This is a genomic window from Tritonibacter multivorans, assembly GCF_001458415.1.
Taxonomy (GTDB): domain Bacteria; phylum Pseudomonadota; class Alphaproteobacteria; order Rhodobacterales; family Rhodobacteraceae; genus Epibacterium; species Epibacterium multivorans.
On the sequence record NZ_CYSD01000040.1, the window covers coordinates 51,986 to 66,773 of the forward strand.

Genomic DNA, 14,788 nt, shown 5'->3' on the forward strand with positions numbered 1-14,788 from the left:
TGGCCCGATACCATGTGCTGCAAAAGCGGGCAATCAGAGATGTTCTGTGGTGTGAGCCCGGTCTGCAATTGACGGATTTTTGCCCAAGGATTAGCCCAAGTATGAGCCTAAGTCGTCTCCCGCGTGGGGGCACACAGGGGTGTCAAACACATGTCGTAAAACGCGTGTTGTAAAATCTGGCCCGCGTCGTAAAACACAAGGGTAGTTCTGGACGGCCAAGGATAGGGTACCTTATGGATGCGCGCCCCAAACAGATCAGGGTTCTTGCGGTGTCATCAGGGGGCGGCCACTGGAGCGAATTGCGCCGCCTGCGCCCGTCTTGGGCCGAGGCCGCGGTGAGCTATGCGGTGACCGAGGCGGATTACCGCAAAGAACTGGCCGCAGAGGCCGCTGACACCGGCACCGCCTGCCCCGATTTCTATGTTGTCACCGACGCCAATGCGACCAATAAGATCCGGCTGATTTTTTCGGCGCTGACCGTGTTGCGCGTGGTGTTGCGGGTGCGCCCGGATGTGGTCATCTCGACCGGGGCGGCGCCGGGATATTTTGCCATTCGCTTTGGTAAAATGATGGGGGCCCGGACGATCTGGGTCGACAGTATTGCCAATGCCGAAGAGCTGTCCGTTTCGGGCAAGCTGGCCCGCAAACACAGCGATCTGTGGCTGACCCAATGGCCGCATCTGGCAGACCAGACCGGCGCGGCCTATGCGGGGACGGTGCTATGATTTTTCTGACCGTTGGCACCCAGCTGCCCTTTGACCGCCTGGTCCAGAGCGTGGACGCCTGGGCCGAAGCCAACCCGTCGGTGCCGGTCTTTGCACAGGTTGGCGCAGTGGGGCGGCAAGGCTACACGCCGCGCCATATGGACTTTGCCGCCAGCTTGCCCGCGCAGGACTATGACCAGCGCTGCAAGACCGCCCGACTGGTCATTGCCCATGCGGGAACCGGCAGTTTCATCAAGGCCCTGTCCATGGGCACGCCCCTGTTGGCGATGCCGCGCCGGGCCGAATTTGGCGAGCACCGCAATGACCATCAGGTGGCCACGGCCAATCACTTTGCCGGCCGCGACGGGATCTCGATTGTCTCTGATCCGACAGAGCTGGCCCCCGCCATCACCCGCCTTCTTGCGACCGACGCCGTGGCGCCGATCCTGTCGCCCTATGCCAGCGACGCGCTGCTTGCCAGCATTCGCACCGTTATCTTTGACGAGCAGTAGCAGATGACCCCCTCTCCCGTTCTCTCCGTCATCATCCCCGCCAACAATGAAAGCGGCTATATTGGCCCCTGTCTGGCGGCGGTGGCGGCGCAGCAGCTGGGTGCTTTGCCCCCTCACAGCTGCGAGGTGATCGTGGCCGCCAATGCCTGCAGCGACACGACGGTCGCGGAAACAGAGGCCGAGCGGGCGGCGCTGGAGGCGGCGGGATGGGCCTTGCATGTTCTCGATCTTGAAACCCCCGGCAAGCTCAATGCGCTCAATACCGCCGAAGCCCGGGCGGCGGGGCGGATCCTGATCTACCTCGATGCCGATGTCATAATTGAGCCCGAGATGATCGCCGCCTTGGTGGGGGCGCTCGACACCGATGCGCCGCGCTATGCCAGCGGCCATCTGCGCGTCGCCCCCGCCCGCAGCTGGGTCACCCGGCAGTTTGCCCGCACCTGGCAGGAACTGCCCTTTATGAAAACCAATGTGCAGGGGGCGGGGCTGTTTGCGGTCAATGAACAGGGCCGCAAACGCTGGGACGCTTTTCCGGATATTATTGCCGATGATGCCTATGTGCGGCTGATGTTTGCCCCCGACGAACGGATCAAGGTAGAGGCGACCTATATCTGGCCCATGGTCGAAGGGTTTTCTGCGCTGGCCAAGGTGCGCCGCCGTCAGGACGCCGGCGTGCGCCAGCTCGAGGCAGAGTTTCCGCAGATCATGCAAAACGAGTCCAAACCGCCCATGGGCCTGTCCGACCACCTGAGCCTGCTGCTGCGCCTGCGGCTGAGCTATGTGGTTTATGTCGGTGTCATGCTGGCGGTGAAATTCGGCGGCCGCAGCGCCACCGCCTGGACCCGCGGGCGCTGAACGGACAGGCCACAGGCCCCGTTTTCAGAACAGGCCCCGTTTTCAGAACAGGCCACGCGCACCAGACCCCTTATGCATGCGGCCCCGCACGCAACAGGCAGCGCACGCCCCCTTATGCCTTCCTAGATCAATTTCATTTTTTATAGGCCCTCAATTGAACGCCTTGTTGCACATTGAGGAGTTAGAAATGAGCGATCCTTTTGCAGGCCATCAGCCCGGACTGAGCGCCCCCGCGACCCGCCTTCTCCCCATCACACCGGATGACGCGACCGACCTGTCGGTGTTTGTCAGAGGGCTCTGCGTGACCACATCCGGCATGGTGCAGGTCACCACCGTCGAAGATACAACAGCCACCGTCTATGTCGCGGCGGGCGCGCCTTTGCCGGTGCGCATCAAGCGGGTCTGGGCCACGGGCACGGATGCGGACGGTCTTGTGGGGCTGGTCTGATGGTGGGTCTTGCCTTGGGCCTGGCGCTGGATGGGGTCTCTGGCGCCGCTTTGGGGCCAGAAACCCCGCCAGCCCCCCCGACACCGGTCACAACTGTTCAATCGGTCGCTCTGACCCCGCTGACCCATGACCGCTGGGTCTATGATGTGGGCGCGGCGCGTGGGCTGAACGCGGCGCAGTTGCCGGTTTCTGGCTCTGCGGTGGGCGAAGGCGCAGTGGTGCTGGCCCGGGCCGTGCGCGCCGACACCGGTGTGCCGGTGACCAACTATGCCGAAATTGCCACGGTGGCGGGCGGCGTCTTTGCCGGCGCTGTCACCTGCCCCAAGTCCCCCCATGACCTGCGCATTGAGGTCTTGCAGGCGGATGGCTCCACTGTCCTGAGTGCTGCGGATCGCCGCTATGTGGCGGGTCACAGGATCGCCGTCTGGGGGCAGAGCTGGTATGCGGGTCTGTTTGGTTTCCGCGAAGAGGTGGCCTTTGATCAGACGCAGCCTGGGGCGGTCTATTCCGTGGCCAATGCCAATACCCTGCAGATCATTGGCCAGAAGGTGGACGCCACGCTGCCCACCACACCGGACCCGCGCCGCCTGTTTGTGCAGAACGACGCTTTGGTCAATGACGCCACCGTGCGCTTTGCCAACTCTTTGAACGCAGTCGCCCCAAATGACCGCTTCTGCATTGTGGTGCATGCGCGCGGGGCCACCGGGCTTGTGGATCTGATGGATGACAGCGCCAGCGCCGCAACCGAGCGCGACTGGACGCTTGACGATGCCCCCGTGCATGCCTTTGCCGCCGCCGATGGGGCCGCTGTGGGGGCGGTGATGGTGGACTGGTATCACAATCTTACCACCACCCATCGCGACAATGCCGATCTGCTGCATCTGTTTGTCTTCTCGACCCTGGCAGATGGCACGCCGCGTCAGACCACGCAGGCAGCGGGGAGCGCGCAGAGCTTTGTCGGGGTGGAAGACACCTATGCTTTTGATCGGTCGCTGGCGGATATTTACGACTGGTCTGAGGTGCGCCTGATCCTCAATGGCCCCAACCGGCACGAACTGGCCACCATCGACTACAACGGTCAGCCCGGCGGGCCAGACACGGCCTGGACCTACAAATCGCCGCCGCAGCCCATGTCGATGGCCGATGTTGGATTTGCTCCGGTGCCGGCCGCGCTGGGTCGTGAACAGGTGCGCCTGGCCTATGACCTCTTGGCGCAACACCCGGCGGTGGTCACACGCGGCCTTCAGGGCAACCATATTTTCTGTGGCGGCGGCGATGAACAGCACCCGGAGGTGACCTATAATGGGTCCGAGGATGGAGACGCGGAGTTCGAGCGCTACACCTCTTATGCGCTGCTCGAGGGGTTGGGCATGGTGGGCGACGTGGTGTCTGCGGATCAGCCCCGCCTGGCGTCCGCGACCTACGCCAGCACGCATATCGAAGTGGCCTTTGAAACCGCGGCAGGCCCGGTTGATATCACCACCACCCGGCTTGCCCGTGGCGAGGCCCAGGACCCCAGCCGCCCGGCGCATCAGACGCAGGTGATGGGCTTTGAGGTGGCAGGCCTGCCGGTGGCGCAGGCGGATGTGGTCAATGGCCGCGTCCATATTGGCCCGCTGGGGGGCGCACCTACGGTCACGCTGAATGATTTCGGCCTGCAGTTCGGGCGCGGGATTGGGGCCGGGCAATTGGGCCATATTGAGGATCTGACCTTGCAGGCGTGGAAGGAGTTTCCCGGCTGGGCCAAGCCCGGCCTGCCTGCCAATGCCGAAGGCGCGCGGATTGTCCCTGCATCGGTCCCGGCGCGGTTTGACCAGATCACGGTGAACAACCCGCTTGATGTGGCCCCCGGCGTTTCTGTGCGCAGCGATGTGACCAGCGCGTTCCGATCCCCCGGCACCCTGTCTGCGATCCTGTTTGGGCGCTATTCCAACGATCAGGCCATTCTCCCCCGGGGCACCATTGAATTCCGGGGGGCTGTGCCGGATCAGGCCGATACCGAATTTGGCAACTACCTGTTTCAATTGTCGTCTTCCATTTCCATCCGGATCGATACGCGGCCAACCAAGCGGCAGACGATTGCCTCGGGGGGGGGGCTGACGCTGTTGCGCTCTGCCAACCTGTCTTATGTGCCGGATACGCTCAGCACCTTCCGGGTGTCTTGGGATGCGGTGGCGGGCCGCTGCTGGCTGGATGTGGAGGGGGTCAGGATCTCGGAGGCCTATTCTGGCGCAGGGGAAGAGATGAATGATCTTGCGGTGATGAATTTTGCCGCCCGCGCAGGCCTGCAGATGGCCTGGTTCAAGATGTGGGATGCTGCAACCGGGGACGGTGGCGCGCCGACAGATGTACCTTTTCTTACAGTATCGGGCGGGCCGGGCTACACCAACCTTCATCCCTGGCGGGTCGGCGGCGCCTTTACCTGATCGATTCTGTCACCCCCGCGCGCATAGGGTTGCGCCATAATAGGTTGGGGTGGAAACAATCCCGGCGCTGTGCGTTGTTTTGGCTTGGTTTCGCAAACGAAGCTGCCAAAAAGGCTGCGCACAGCGCCACACCGCCGAAGTTTTCTTCTTATTTTCTGATAAAATTAATGAAATGTGTTGGAAACACTTGCAGGGTCGCGTACACACGAATTGGATTTTCGGGATAGGTGATTAATGTACGGTAAAATGAAAACAACAGTTGCAGCAGCAGCTCTTGCTTTGCTCCCTGGTATCGCATCCGCTTTGTCCTTCGCTGGCACAGTGGCTCCTGGCTCCACTTACAACGTGACCGACCCGCAGGGTCAGCTCGTTGCAGTGGGTATTGCGGATGAGGTCGGCGGAAGCTTCTCCTTTGACGTGACCAACAATGGCGCGTCCACATGGAACTTCACCTTCGGTGACACGTTCCTCAACAACAGCCTGCCTGGCGCGACCTTCTCTATGGGTAGCGTTGTGGGCGCAACCGGTCCGTTCTCCGTGGCACTGGCTGCAGGTGAAACGCAAACTCTGACCGTGTTCTACGATGATGTGGTTCGCGGCGATGTTCTGGGCGCACGCTTCTCTGCGGTTCCGCTCCCGGCTGGCGTTCTCCTGATGCTGAGCGCCCTGGGCGGTCTGGCTGTCATGGGCCGCCGTCGCAACTCTGCGACTGCAGCTTAATATTTTATAGGGCTCCGCAGGTTAAATCCGCCTGCGGAGTCTCTGTATTTTTGGTGTACTTATAGGGAGCAATGTAATGCTCAAAGTTCTAAAGTCTTGTATTTTAGCAGTTAGCCTTATTGCAGCTCCTCTGGCCGCCAATGCGCTGGCCGTGCCGAGCAGCTCTTCCTTGCCGGACACACGCCTTGTTGCGCATCCAGCCTCTCTGCAGAATGGGGATACCTATAATCTCTCTGATGGGAATGAGGCACTGTTTCTGTTGGGGCTGCGTACTCCGCGCACCCGCGCTGGGTCTTTCACATTGACCATTGTGAACGATTTTGTGCATGCCGGCACATTTGAGTTCGGCAACAATTTCTTTGTGAACACGCTGAACAATGCGACCTTCTCTCTGGGCACCGACATTGTAAGTGCGACAGGTCCGTTCTCTCTGGTGATGGATCCGGGCGAAACGCTGGTCTTCACGCTGGAGCATGATGCGACATTCTTCGCGACCGGTATCCTGTCATCCTTCAGCTCGACCACCACAGTGCCGCTGCCACCGGCCATGCTGCTGCTGTTGTCTGCGATCGGCGCAGGCTGGGCCGTGCGGCGTCGGGCGCGCAAGTCTGAAGACGCCACCGCGCTTCAGGCCGCGTAACGCACCACCCCGAATATCCAATAGAAAAAACGGCCAATGGCCGTTTTTTTGTGTCTGGAACATGCCCCGAGAACGCGGGGCGCGCCGGGATCTTAGCTGCCGTAGGCGTAATTATATGCGTAGCGGCTGTTTGCAGGCAGCAGCTTGCATTTGTTCACAACCACCCCAAGCACATTGGTCTGGCTTGCCAGTTCCCGCTCGCAGTGATCGATCTCTGCCACCGAGGTCTGTTCGGCCGCAGCAATCAGCAACACACAGTCCACATGTTTCTGGAACGCCATGGTGTCGTCATTGACCATCATCGGCGGCAGGTCAAAAATCATAATGTCGGGCTGATAGTCTTCTTCGACTTTCTGAAGCACATTGCCCACCTCGCTTCCCAACAGCAGATCAGAGGCATTGTGGATGCCATGGCTGTTGGTGGCCAGGGCCAGACCCTTGCCATAGCGATGCGCGATTTCACCAAAAGGTTTGGAGCCGTCAAACAGTGGCTCCAAGGTCTTGTGGCCGGTGTCGGGCAGGGCGCGCTGGCCGCCTGCGTTGGCGCCCAGAAGACGCCGCTGGCTGGGTTGGCGCAGGTCCACTTCGATCTGAACCGTGCGGGTGTTGGGCTGGCGTGCCATGGCAAAGGCCAGGTTCAGCGCCAGCGTGCTTTTCCCACAGGCCGGGGTGGGCGAGGTGATCGCCAGACGCGTCCAGCCGTTCTGCTGCATATGGCGCAGGGTGCGGGTGCGCAGCATGTCAAAGGCAATGGCGGCCTGATTGGCTTCGGCGGCATAAATCCTGTTCCGCTGCATGGCCTTATGGTCCAGCCGCAGTTCGGGCAATTGCTGCCAGCGGCCTTCGACCTCTTGGCTCGAGCCTGCGCGCAGCGGGCTGCGCCCTCTGCCGAGTTTGTCGCTTTGGGCTTTTTCGATTGCAGCCTGAAGTCGTTCCATGGACGCTCCGCTCCCGTTACAAAATAGAGGACATGAGATCCTCAACGAGAGGAATCAAAGGGCGCACGTTTTGATCGATGTACCAGAGGCCGCCAACAGTTAACGTGAAGAAGACCACCGTCAGCACCAGACGCCGGATTATGATGGCCGTGGTTTCACCCGGGGTCTGCATATAGGGGATCACAGCAAAGGCTTCGATCTCCAGCGCAGAGAGGTCTTCCGGGCGGCGGATTTTTTGGTTCAGCAGCTCCAGCAGCAGGGCAATTGCAAGGGCAAAGCCAAAGCCCGCAGCGGTGCCCGCCATGGCCACCATGGGCCGGTTCGGGCTGCTTGGGTTGTCCGGCGGAACCGCCTGTTCGACAACGGTGATGCGCTGCCCGCGGGACAGAGATTCAATCATGCTGCCGGTCTCTGCACGGGATTTGCTGGCAATGGCCTGATTGTACTGGGCCTGCAGCGCCTCGTACTGACGTTCCAGCGCCGACAGGGTGACCGAATTGCCGGGCGTGGCCTCGATCGACCGGGTGATCGTTGAGAGCTGCGCGCGGGCGGCTTCTTTCTGGTCGTCAATATAGCCGATCTGCGTGTCCAGATCCGCCAGCTGGATCTCGTAGAGGGTCTTCTGCGGATCTTGCGTGCTGCTGTCACCTCCGGTGCTGGCCCCAAGGGGGGGCAGGGCGGCAACAACTTGTTCTGCAACGTCAATCTGCGACCGCAGCAGCGCCATACGCGGGTTGCTTTCAGACAGAACCGCCGCCAGAGAGGCGTATTCATTGCGCAATTGCGCCAGGTTCTGTTCTGCCGGACGCAGGGACTGGGCGGCGATTGCAGGCTGGCGCAGGGCGCCTTCGACCGAGGTTGTGCCTGTGGATTCATACAGGCTGATCAGCTGAATACGGCGGTCCTGCAGGGCGACCTGCTGCTGTTCCAGATCGGCCAGCCGCTCGCGCAGGCGCAATTGGCGATCCCGGCGGAATTCCAAACTGTCGGGCAGGGCTTCGAGGTTGGCTTCCTGAAAGTCGAGGATCTGGGCGCTCAGCTGCGCCAGTTCCGCCTCAAAACGCTCCACCTCCTGGGTGAAAAACTCCAGGGTCTGGCGCGCCACCGAGGTGCGCATTTCGACATTGGTCTGCAAAATCAGCGTCACCAGCTCGTTGACCGTATTGGCCGACAGGGTGGCGCTGTTGGCGGTGAAGCCGACGCTCACAATGGTTGCGTCACGGGGCAGGCGGCGATTGACCTGACCGCCGCGGGTGGCGATCTCAATACGTTCGCGCAGGCTGTCGACCTTATTGTCCGCGCCAAGATCGCTGCCGGCGGGAAAGATATTGAGGTCATTGGCCAGTTCCAGCAGCACGTCGCGGCTCAGGATGCGCTGGCGAATGATCTGCAGCGCCTCGATCTCACCGGTGCGCACCGTGCTGGCGGCCAGCTCATCCGGGATCTGGCCGGATTCAACAACCAGAACAGCTTCGGATTTGTAAGCGGTCGGCAGCGTCAGCGCGAGCCACACACCGACCCCAGCCCCAATTACCGTGAAGAACAACAGCATTGGCACGCGGCGCAAAAACAGTTGCCAGTAGAACGCAATTTGCATGATTGACTACTCAGTCCTCAGAAGTTCAGGAGCGCGCGTCGCGCGCATCTTCGACCAACCGCAGGGTCGTGTCCCGGCCAACGCCGAAAACAAAGTTCTCTTGCACAACCAGCTCTACCGTTTCGGCGGTGACCTCATGGGCATCATCGCCAAAAGCATAGAGCATGCAGTATTCGCAGATCTGATTGACCACCCGTGGCACACCACCGCTGCGCTCATAGATCAATTCCAGAGCGCTGTCGCTGAAGATCTGCCGTGTGGCCCCTGCGACCGCAAGCCGGTGGGCCACATATTCGCGAACTTCCGCCGCCGTCAGCTCTGTCAGCGCGGCATTGGCCGAAATGCGCTGTGCCAGCTGGCGCAGTTCGGGGCGCGACAGGGTTTCGCGCAATTCGGGTTGTCCGATCAGCACCAGCTGAACCAGCTCATGTTCGGCAAAGTTGATATTGGTGAGCATCCGCAGATGTTCGAGCGATTGGACGGACAGGTTCTGCGCCTCATCAAAGATCAGGATCACGCGGCGTCCGGCGCGGTATTCTTCGATCAGAAGCGCTTCAAGCTGGCTGTAGAGGTTGGCATAGCCGATGCCCTCTGCCGCCGTCTGGCCCAAAGCAATCAGGATCAGGCGCAGCATCTCGGAGCGATCCTCGGGCGAGGCATTGCCCACCAGACCGATGGTCAGCTTGGGGTCGGGCGTGTTCAGCAGGCTGCGCAGGATGCTGGTTTTGCCGAGGCCAATGTCGCCGGTGATCAGGGTGATCGGTGCGCATGTCATGATCCCGTAGTCCAGCACCGCCTGCGCGCGTTTGTGGCGCGCGGACCAGTACATGAATTGCGGGTCAGGTGCGGATGTGAAGGGCCGCTGGGGCATTCCAAAATGCTCAAGCACCTGTGACAAAGAAAAATTCATATAACTACCCTAATGCCTTGGAGCAAAGCCGGTCATCCGTTGCTTACCATATGCATGCTTCCAACCTTGGTCTATAAGCTCTCATTTAATGATACTCAATGCCTTCGCGCAGGACGGCTGACAATCGTGGCGCCTTTTTGAGCAGTAGGCCTGGAATGAATGTTCAATCATATCAAAAATTTACTATCGTCGCGCAATCGGATACGGAGGGTGGCAGCCTTGCCTCAATAGAAGGGGCTTTCCAGCGTTTATCTTTACAAGTGCGTTAGAATTAATCACTTAAATCGGAATGCACCTCGCCTTGGCGAGGGGGGTGCGCGTCAGTTACGGATGCCGCGAGGGCGAGAGTGTGAATATGACCGGATTTTTAAAGTCAGTGCTTCTGTTGGGCGCGCTGTTGGCGTTGTCGGGCTGCTATGACGAAAAAGAGCGGGCTGAACGATATTACCAAAGCGCAGTCGCCCAGCTGAGCGAAGACAACCGCGAAGCCGCCGTGATTGAATTGCGCAATGCGCTCAAGAACAATGCAGCCCACGCAGAGGCCCGGCGGTTGTTTGCCGAAATCCTGCTGGAAGACGGCAAGCTGTCGGATGCCTATCGCCAGTATCTGCGGCTGATCGAACAATATCCAAACACCGTTGATGTGCGCCGGCTGCTGGCGGAAATCGCGCTGGACACCGGCGCCTGGGACGAGGTCAAACGCCACGGTCGCGAGGCCTTTGCGCTGGAGCCTGAAAACCCAGATCACGTCGCCCTGATGCTGATCATCGACTATAATGAGGCCAAGCGCGCGGGCGATCTGCGCAAAGCCGCAGAAGTGGCCGAGCAGGCGCGCGTCATGCTGGCGGCTGACCCCGCCCTGCGCACCGCCCTGCGCCTGATGATCGACTGGAGCGCCACAGGCCCCGAACCCGCCACCGCCCTGCCTTATATCGAACGGTTGCTGAGCCAATACCCCGAGTCAAAATCCCTTTTGCTGGCCCGTCTGCGCGCGCTTGAGGCGGCGGGACGCACTGACGAGGTGGGCGCAGGTCTGCGGGCCATGTATGACATCTTCCCCGACGATGACGAAATCTCGGAACTGGCGCTGCAGTGGTATTATTCGCGCCGCGCCTATGATGAGGCCGAGGCCTTTCTGCGCGAAAAAGCAGGCGCGGATCATGAAAATCCCGAAGCCCATATGGTGCTGGCCCGCTTCCTGCAGCAGATCAGAGGGCCGGCGGCCGCGATTGTGGAAATGGACCGCCTGTCCAAGGCCAATGGCGAAACCGACCTTGGTCTGCGCTATGCAGCCCAGGCGGCGCTGATCCGCTTTAACACCGCCGCAGACCGCAATCCGGCGACCCTGCGCAATATTGTTGAGCGCATTCAGGGCGAAGAACTGCGCAATGATGGTCTTGTCACCCTGGCCCGGGTGCAGCGCGAGCTGGGACAACTTCCGGAGGCCTCCGCCACCATTGAGCGCGTGCTGACAAGTGACCCCTACCATGTGGATGCCCTGATCACGCGGGCGGGCGCGACCATTGCCGGCGGCGATCCGACCAGCGCCATCAATGATCTGCGCGCCGCGCTGGATCAGGCGCCGCGCAATCTGGCAGCGGTTATGATCCTTGCGGAGGCGCAGCAGAGGCTGGGCAATGTGGAACTGGCCGAACAGCGTCTGGCACAGGGTGTGGAAATCAGCCAGAGCGCACCGCAGCCGTCGATTATTTTTGCCCGTTTTCAGGATGCACGCGGCAAGACCCGAGCCGCCGAACGGATCATGCGCGAAAGCGTGGCCAAGCACATCGACAATCTGGAAGCGGTGGCGCTGCTGGCGGATCTGCAGCTGCGTCTGGGGGACAATGCCGGGGCCCGCAGCCTGCTGACCCGGCTGGTCGACAGCAACAACCCGGCCGCAGCGCCGTTGATCCGCAATTTGCAGGCAACCATCCTGTTTAAGGAAAACCGCATCGACGACAGTCTCGATTTCCTGCGCAACTCTCTGGATGAGAACGGCGACGGGTTTGATGACCTCGGCGCGGAACTGCAGATCCTGCGCATCCAGATGCTGTCTGGGCGCTTTGACGAGGCGCGGGCGCTGCTGGACGATCTGAGAACCCGGTTCCCAAACAGCCGCGCCATCCAGATCATCGAGGGCAACCTGTTGTCGCTGCTGGGGGATTTTGACGGCGCCATCGCGCTGTTTAGCGATCTTCTGGCCGAAGACCCGACCGAACTGATCCTGGTGCAGCGCCTCTATGCGCTGCTGCGCCAGACCGGAGAAGTCGAAAAAGCAAGTGCGCTGCTGGTGACCTCTCTGGAGCTGCAGCCGGATGCCACCCCGCTGATCCTGCTGCAGGCGCTGGAGTGGGAAGCCAATGCCGAGATCGACAAGGCCCTGGCGCGCTATGAGGTGCTTTATGAAACGGAGTCCGAGAACCTGACGGTGATCAACAACTATGCCAGCATGCTGGCCTATTACCGTGAGGATCCGGAGTCGCTGGCCAAAGCAGAACGCATTGCCGCGCCTCTGGTGGGCAGCAATGTGCCGGCCTTCCTGGACACGCTGGGCTATATCAAACTGCGTCAGGGGGATCTGGCCGAGGCGATCCTCAATTTCCAGGTGGCGGCGCGTGGTCTGCCGGACAATCCGACCGTCGCGTTCAATCTGGCTGTTGCTTATGCCCGCGCCAATCGCGCCGAAGATGCCCGCCGGGAGCTGGAGCGCGGCTTTGCCCTGGCCGGGGACAGCGAATTGATCCCCAAGCTGGATGCCGCGCGCGCCCTGGCCGCCGAACTTTCTCAATAGACCCAAAAGACATGTATCACTGAAACCACGCCCGCGCGGGAAATGACTCTTTCGTATTGATGAATCTGGCATTTTCCGTAGAGGTAGTGGCAATAAACCATTGGCCGCCCGCAGTGGAGGGCGCTGATAATTTGGTGGTGCAACGGAAACGCTTGCATAGGAACGGATAGTGAAAATGAAAAGACTTTTTGCACCCCTCATGGCAGCCATCCTGCTGCTGACTGCGTCCATCGCCTCGGCGAATAACTTCGTCATTCGATCCGGCGACCTGCTGCGCGTCGAAGTGCTGGAAGACACAACCATCAACCGTGAGGTTCTGGTGGCACCGGACGGGCGGATTTCGCTGCCTCTGGCCGGCAATGTCTCGGTCTCTGGCATTACAATCCCGCAGGCACAGGCGCGGATCCGGACACAGCTGGCGTCAAGCTTTGCAACAGAGCCGACCGTTGTTGTCTCTTTGCTGCGTCTGCGTGAGCCGACGCAATCCTCCTTGGCAGAGCCACTGAGCATCTTTGTTCTGGGCGAAGTGAACAACCCCGGCGTGGTCGCGGTTGAGCCGGGCGCCACCCTGCTGCAGGCGCTGGCGGTTGCCGGTGGGGTCACAGATTTTGCGGCCGTAAAACGGATCCAGCTGCGCCGGGTTGTCAATGGCCGGGAAGAGCTGTTCTATCTGAACTACCAAAACGTTCTGGATGGGCAAATTGGGTTGGGCCTGTCGAAGATGGTCGAAGGCGACCTGATCGTGGTTCCGGCCCGCAGACTGTTCGAGTAACAACCGGCTGACATCAGCCTTGTCTCGACCAACAAAAAAACGAGCAGACACGAGACATGAAACATAATCTCTTCGTGGGGAACACCGCCCTCGCAACAGGCATTCTGGCGTTTGTGCTGTCCGCTCCGGCGGTCGGCCAGCAGACGGGCGGTGTGACAACGGAATTCACCCTGAGCCAGGGATTTGAGGTCCAAAGCAACCCCACTCTGGCGCCCGACAATGATGATGTCCGGTCTGTCCTGAACACAGATCTGGGGTTCTCGATTGCCTCTGTGACGCGCCGGTCCGACATCAAACTCGGCATTGGCGCGCGGGCCCGCTATGCCTTTGGTGATCTTGATGAAGATGAAAAAGGCTTTGATTTCGGGCGCGAAAACGCCAATCTCAGCTACCGCTATACAGGCCAGAATTTCACCCTGTCTGCCAATCTGCGCTATCTGCAGGATGATGTCTCCTTTCTGGATTTCGAGGACCTGATCACCGTTGATGACAGCGGCGCGATCATTGTCGATGAAGATGCCACCGAAATCTCTGGGTCGGGCACCCGCCGGAATACAAGCTACCGGCTGTCTGCACAATTCTATCAGGATCAGCGGTTCGGCTGGGGCGCCAGCGTTTCGGGGTCTGATCTGACCTATTCGGACGTGACCTCTGCCTCGCTGGAAGACACCTCGTCGCGCAATGCCGCGCTGAACGCGCATTTTGAATTCACCCCCGCCGTGCGTCTGGACAGCAGACTGTCGCACACAACCCGCGACACCGAAGGCGCGACCGAAGGCACCACCAATGCCCTGTCGCTGAGCCTGCAGGCGGTGCGGTCGGATGTCTTCACCCTGCGCAGCGGTCTGGCCTTTGCCGATCCCGACACCAGCGCCAGCCGGACAACCGCCACCATTGGCGCGCAGCTGCGCCCCACCGCCCAAAGCCAGCTGACCTTTGACATTGGCGGCACCGTTTCGGACGATTTTGACACCGAACTGGAAGCGCGGCTGAATTACCGCGTCCAGCCGACCCGGCAGAGCGCCTTTGAGGTCAGCCTCAATTCGGGCATCACGGAAAACAACGACAATGACCCGGTCCGCAGCACCGTTGGCACGATCGGCTATGATCTGGCGCTGACCTCCCTGTCGCGCCTGTCGCTGGATATGTTCTTTGTCGATGAAAACGTGCTGGCAACCGATACCACAACCGGCGAGACCTCGGCCCGTATTCAATACAGCCGCCAGCTCAACAAAGACTGGATGCTTGCGGTCGGGGCCAACTACATCAACCGTCGCGAAACCGGCCAAAGCAATGCCAGCTCTGAGGAGCTGTTTGTCAATGTCAGCCGCGCCTGGAGCGGCCGTCGCCCCTAGGCCTTCGGAGCCGCGCTCACAGTTGCGTCATGGCAGAGGAGACAGCCCGTTTGGGATTTCTCCTCTTGCCCGGAAACCTTAGACTATCCGGGAATTCAAGAGTCGCTGAGACAGGGAAAA

13 protein-coding genes are annotated in these 14,788 nt (G+C 60.7%); 10 read left to right on the top strand and 3 right to left on the bottom strand.

What is annotated here, in order from left to right; all coding sequences use genetic code 11:
- The first annotated feature begins 233 nt into the window (after positions 1-233).
- The 7 genes from TRM7557_RS15410 to TRM7557_RS15440 all read left to right on the top strand — a co-directional run bounded on the left by TRM7557_RS15410 (position 234) and on the right by TRM7557_RS15440 (position 6,305).
- Positions 234-725, top strand: coding sequence for a glycosyltransferase family protein (locus TRM7557_RS15410; RefSeq protein ID WP_058291118.1), 492 nt, complete (start codon positions 234-236; stop codon positions 723-725).
- Positions 722-1,216 carry a glycosyltransferase gene (locus TRM7557_RS15415; RefSeq protein WP_058291119.1) on the top strand — a complete coding sequence of 165 codons (495 nt, stop codon included), beginning with the start codon at positions 722-724 and terminating at the stop codon, positions 1,214-1,216. The genes TRM7557_RS15410 and TRM7557_RS15415 overlap by 4 nt, the downstream gene beginning before the upstream one ends.
- Before the next feature lie 3 nt (positions 1,217-1,219).
- Entirely contained in the window at positions 1,220-2,071 is an 852-nt protein-coding gene (locus TRM7557_RS15420) for a glycosyltransferase family 2 protein (RefSeq protein WP_058291120.1), read from the top strand.
- A 187-nt stretch (positions 2,072-2,258) separates the two neighbouring features.
- Entirely contained in the window at positions 2,259-2,519 is a 261-nt protein-coding gene (locus TRM7557_RS15425) for a spike base protein, RCAP_Rcc01079 family (RefSeq protein WP_058291121.1), read from the top strand.
- Entirely contained in the window at positions 2,519-4,945 is a 2,427-nt protein-coding gene (locus tag TRM7557_RS15430; RefSeq protein ID WP_058291122.1) for a hypothetical protein, read from the top strand. Before TRM7557_RS15425 ends, TRM7557_RS15430 begins: the two co-directional genes overlap by 1 nt.
- Before the next feature lie 345 nt (positions 4,946-5,290).
- Positions 5,291-5,665, top strand: coding sequence for a VPLPA-CTERM sorting domain-containing protein (locus TRM7557_RS15435; protein ID WP_165592471.1), 375 nt, complete (start codon positions 5,291-5,293; stop codon positions 5,663-5,665).
- 76 nt (positions 5,666-5,741) lie between these two features.
- The gene (locus TRM7557_RS15440; RefSeq protein ID WP_074942120.1) at positions 5,742-6,305 is read left to right on the top strand and encodes a hypothetical protein; all 564 of its coding nucleotides are present in this window, start codon (positions 5,742-5,744) and stop codon (positions 6,303-6,305) included.
- Positions 6,306-6,397: 92 nt separating this feature from the next.
- On the opposite strand, the gene TRM7557_RS15445 is transcribed toward TRM7557_RS15440, so the two are convergent.
- Genes TRM7557_RS15445 through TRM7557_RS15455 form a run of 3 tightly spaced genes read right to left on the bottom strand, consistent with a single transcriptional unit; the run spans position 6,398 to position 9,711 of the window.
- Positions 6,398-7,243 carry a CpsD/CapB family tyrosine-protein kinase gene (locus TRM7557_RS15445; RefSeq protein ID WP_058291125.1) on the bottom strand — a complete coding sequence of 282 codons (846 nt, stop codon included), beginning with the start codon at positions 7,241-7,243 and terminating at the stop codon, positions 6,398-6,400.
- Positions 7,244-7,259: 16 nt separating this feature from the next.
- Positions 7,260-8,840, bottom strand: coding sequence for a GumC family protein (locus TRM7557_RS15450; RefSeq protein WP_058291126.1), 1,581 nt, complete (start codon positions 8,838-8,840; stop codon positions 7,260-7,262).
- Positions 8,841-8,865: 25 nt separating this feature from the next.
- A complete protein-coding gene (locus TRM7557_RS15455; protein ID WP_235811496.1) occupies positions 8,866-9,711 on the bottom strand; it encodes an ExeA family protein in 846 nt (281 codons plus the stop codon).
- A 394-nt stretch (positions 9,712-10,105) separates the two neighbouring features.
- Between TRM7557_RS15455 and TRM7557_RS15460 the strand changes: the two genes are divergently transcribed.
- The 3 genes from TRM7557_RS15460 to TRM7557_RS15470 all read left to right on the top strand — a co-directional run bounded on the left by TRM7557_RS15460 (position 10,106) and on the right by TRM7557_RS15470 (position 14,668).
- Positions 10,106-12,541: a tetratricopeptide repeat protein gene (locus tag TRM7557_RS15460; protein ID WP_058291128.1), complete on the top strand. Its 2,436-nt coding sequence runs from the start codon at positions 10,106-10,108 to the stop codon at positions 12,539-12,541.
- 199 nt (positions 12,542-12,740) lie between these two features.
- The gene (locus tag TRM7557_RS15465; protein WP_058291129.1) at positions 12,741-13,313 is read left to right on the top strand and encodes a polysaccharide biosynthesis/export family protein; all 573 of its coding nucleotides are present in this window, start codon (positions 12,741-12,743) and stop codon (positions 13,311-13,313) included.
- Between the two features lie 56 nt (positions 13,314-13,369).
- The gene (locus TRM7557_RS15470) at positions 13,370-14,668 is read left to right on the top strand and encodes a TonB-dependent receptor (RefSeq protein ID WP_058291130.1); all 1,299 of its coding nucleotides are present in this window, start codon (positions 13,370-13,372) and stop codon (positions 14,666-14,668) included.
- Positions 14,669-14,788: the final 120 nt, after the last annotated feature.